This window comes from Rhodococcus sp. NPDC057297, assembly GCF_042667435.1.
GTDB lineage: Bacteria > Actinomycetota > Actinomycetes > Mycobacteriales > Mycobacteriaceae > Rhodococcoides.
The window spans coordinates 1-4,130 of record NZ_JBHUZE010000019.1 but is presented as its reverse complement, the minus strand read 5'-3'; the positions used below and the strand labels follow the sequence as shown (position 1 = coordinate 4,130).

At 65.2% G+C, this 4,130-nt stretch carries 1 protein-coding gene; it reads left to right on the top strand.

Translation table 11 applies throughout. The annotated features are described in order from the left end of the window. Positions 1-4,130: condensation domain-containing protein (locus tag ACFULT_RS27120; RefSeq protein WP_378483085.1), on the top strand; the 4,130-nt coding region annotated here is incomplete at both ends.

Sequence of the window (4,130 nt, the reverse complement as noted above, 5' to 3'; positions counted from 1 at the left end):
ACCGCACGGGTACCGGACTACATGATCCCCACGGTGTTCATTCCCATCGACACCGTCCCGGTCACCCCCAACGGCAAACTCGACCGCCGCGCACTCCCCACACCCGACCTCACCGCAGCCCTCACCGGCGGACAACACCCCACCACGGTCACCGAAACCACCCTCGCCACCGTCTTCGCTGACATCCTGCACCTCCCCACCGACACCGAACTCTCGATCGACGACGACTTCTTCCGCCTCGGCGGCGACTCCATCTCCTCCATCCAAGTCGTCACCGCAGCCCGCCGCGCCGGCATCACCATCACCGCCGCCGACGTCTTCACCCACCGCACCATCAGCGCCCTGGCACGAATCGGCGACACCCACACCCAGACCCACACCGAAACCGAACCCACCACCGTCACCACCGCACCACTGCAACCCATCGCCGCCCGCTACATAGACCGACCCGGCTTCGACCACTTCACCCAATCCTTCGTCTTCACCACCCCACCCGACCTCACCACCGACACCCTCCACCGAATCCTCACCCGCGTCATCGGACATCACCCGACCCTGCAGGGCCACCTCGGCATCGACAACTCCGGCGCACCACACTTCACCGGCGCCGCCACCCCGATTGAGGTCACCACCCGACTCGACACCACCGAATTCACCGACGGTTGGTCCGGACCGCGCTGGCCTGCGTACGTCACTGCCGAGACGACACGGCTCTCCGAGCGACTCGATCCGGCGAACGGGATTTTGTGGCGCGCCCTGTGGTGCACCCACTCCGGTGACACCCAGCCCAACGACACCGACTTCGGTGACACCACCGGCCGCCTCGTCATGGTCATCCACCACCTCGCCGTCGACGGAGTCTCCTGGCGCATCCTCGAGGACGACCTCGCACACGCCTGGGCACTCGACACCGGCGCCACCGACACCGACCTGCTGCCGACCGGCACCTCCATCACCACCTGGACGCACGCACTGACCGAGCAGGATGTCACCGAGCAACTGGGTCACTGGAGCACGGTGGTGAACGCGGTCGTCCCGCTGTTCGGCGAGACCGGAATCGACCAGGAGCGCCACACCCAGGCCGCCGTCACAACTATCGACGTGAAAATCCCGGCCGGGCCCCTGATCAACAACGTCACCGCCGCACTCTCCGCCAGCGTCGAAGACATCCTCCTCACCGCAGTCACCATCGCCACCGGCACCTGGCGCGCACGCCACCACCTCGAGCCACGCCCGGTCACCATCGGCATGGAAGGCCACGGCCGCCAAGAAACCCTCGTCCCCGGAGCAGACCTCTCACGCTCGATCGGCTGGTTCACCACCTGGTACCCGATCCTCGCCGACCTCACCGACCTCGACCCCCACCACACCATCACCGACCCCACCCTCGCCGCCGACGCCGTACTACGCATCAAAGACACACTCGCACGCGTCCCGGACCGCGGCATCGGCTACGGCATACTCACCCACCTCCATCCCGACACCGCCCTACCCACCACCACCCCCGACCTCGCGCTCAACTACCTCGGCAACTTCAGTGCCGTCACCGCCAAACCATGGTCCAATTCGCCGGAGTGCCCCGGAATTCGCGCGCACCTGCCGAAAAACTCGCCCGCTGCAGCAGTGGTGGATATCAATATCGCGGTTCTCACTGGTAGCGATGGCGAGCCCATGTTCGACGGATCCTTCGCCTATGCCCAGGACATCTTGACCAGCGAACAGGCGCGCGAACTCGTCCAACTCTGGACCACCGCGCTACAGACTCTTGTCACGTACGCCAGCGGCGTGGGTGCAGGGCGCGTGCGCCGTTCCCTCACCGACTTCACCGCCAGCGGTACGACTTACGGCGACCTCACCACCTGGGACCACCGCTACGGCGACATCGCCGACGTCCAGCCCCTGACGCCACTGCAACACGGCATGGTCTTCGAATCACTCCTCGGTGACAGCGCCAGCGTGGACCTGTATCTCACGCACACGCTGGTCCACGTCACCGGAACGCTCGACAACGAACGGCTCTACAGAGCCCTGCGAACGTTGACCGAGATCTATCCCAACCTCAAAGCGGCGATCACACCCGCCGCGAACGGCGACTACGTCGCCGTCATCCCCACTCACGCGACGATCGAACTCACCGCAGTGAATGGCATTGGAGATGCAGATGCCGTGGACAAAGCCGTGGCGCGGAACCGGGAAACCGGGTTCGTTCTGGCTGACGCGCCGTTGATGCGTGTCACCGCCGTCACCACCGCAGCCGACCAGCACACCCTCATCCTGACCATCCACCACGCCATCACCGACGGCTGGTCCACCCCGCCATTGATCGCCACACTGCTCCGCGCCTACAACAACCCCACCACACCCGCACTCCCCGACACCACCTACCCGAGCTTCCTCCACTGGCTCACCCACCACGACCACACCACCTCACTCGACACCTGGACCACCGCCCTCGCCGACGTCACCGAACCCACCCTCATCGCCACCACCAACACAGCCACCACCAACACAGCCACCACCGACACAGCCACCACCGACACAGCACAACCGATCGAACTCACCCACACCATCGACCCCACCCTCACCCACCAACTACGCACACTCGCCCGCACCCACAGCACCACCCTCAACAGCGTCATCCACACCGCCTGGGCACTGACCCTGAACGCCATCACCGGACAACCCACCATCACCTTCGGCACCACCGTCTCCGGACGACCCGCCCACATCGACGGCATCGAAAACGCCGTCGGCATGTTCCTCAACACCATCCCCACCCCCGCCCACCTCGGCCACAACCCCACCGTCGCCGAACTCCTCGACCAAATCCACCACCACAACACCACCGTCCTCGACCACCACCACACCCCACTACCGGACCTGCACCACCTCACCGGACTCCCCGCCCTCTTCGACACCCTCCTCGTCTACGAGAACTACCCCCTCGACGACAACACCACCACAGTGGACGACGACCTCACCGTCACCTCGGTCGACATCCACGACTCCACCCACTACCCCCTCACCCTCGGCATCCTGCCCACACCCACCCACATCACCATCGAACTCTCCTACCAACCACACCGCATCACCCACCACACCATCACCACCCTCACCACACTCCTCGACACCGCCCTACACACCCTCGCCACCGCACCCCACACCCGAATCGCCGCCATACCCCTACTCACCGACCACGAAGGCGAACACCTCGCACGATGGTCCACCGGAGCCAGTGAACCCGCAGCCGGCACCACCCTCGACACACTCATCCGCACCCAAACCACCCACACCCCGAACGCCATCGCAGTCACCGACGACTCGAGACAGCAATGGACGTACACAACACTCGATTCCCGCGCAAACGCATTGGCGCACATGCTGTTCGAACACGGCGTACACGTCGGCGACCGCGTCGCAGTCATGCTCCCCCGCAGCGTCGACCTGGTCACCGCACTCCTGGCCGTGATCCGGGTCGGCGCCGCCTACGTCCCCATCGACCCCGACTACCCGAGTGAGCGGATCGGGCACATCCTCGACGACTCCACACCCTCACTCCTGATCACCACCACCGAAATCCGAACGAACACACGCGCAACGAACGAGCTACACCTCGACAACCCCGACATCGCCGCACGCCTCGACACCGGACACACCACCGCACCGGCACTCGATCGCCCACTGACCCCCGCCGACACCGCCTACGTCATCTTCACCTCCGGCACCACCGGACGCCCCAAAGGCGTCATGATCTCCCACCGAGCAATCATCAACCTCATCCGCTGGCGCCAAACGGTATTCCCCCTCACCGACGGCGACCGCGTCCTGCAGAAAACCAGCATCGGATTCGACGTCTCCGTCCCCGAATTCTTCTGGCCACTGACAGTCGGCGCCACCATCCGCCTCACCCGACCCGGCGGCGAAAAAGACCCCCACTACCTCACCGACATCCTCCACACCGAACCCATCGGCTTCGTCGAACTCGTCCCCACCATCGCCCACGCCATGCTCGACACCGGACTCGACCTGAGCCGATCCCACCTCCGCCACCTCGCCCTCGGCGGCGAAACATTCCCCACCACCCTCGCCACCACCCTCACCGCAACCAACAACAACAGCACCGGCACAAC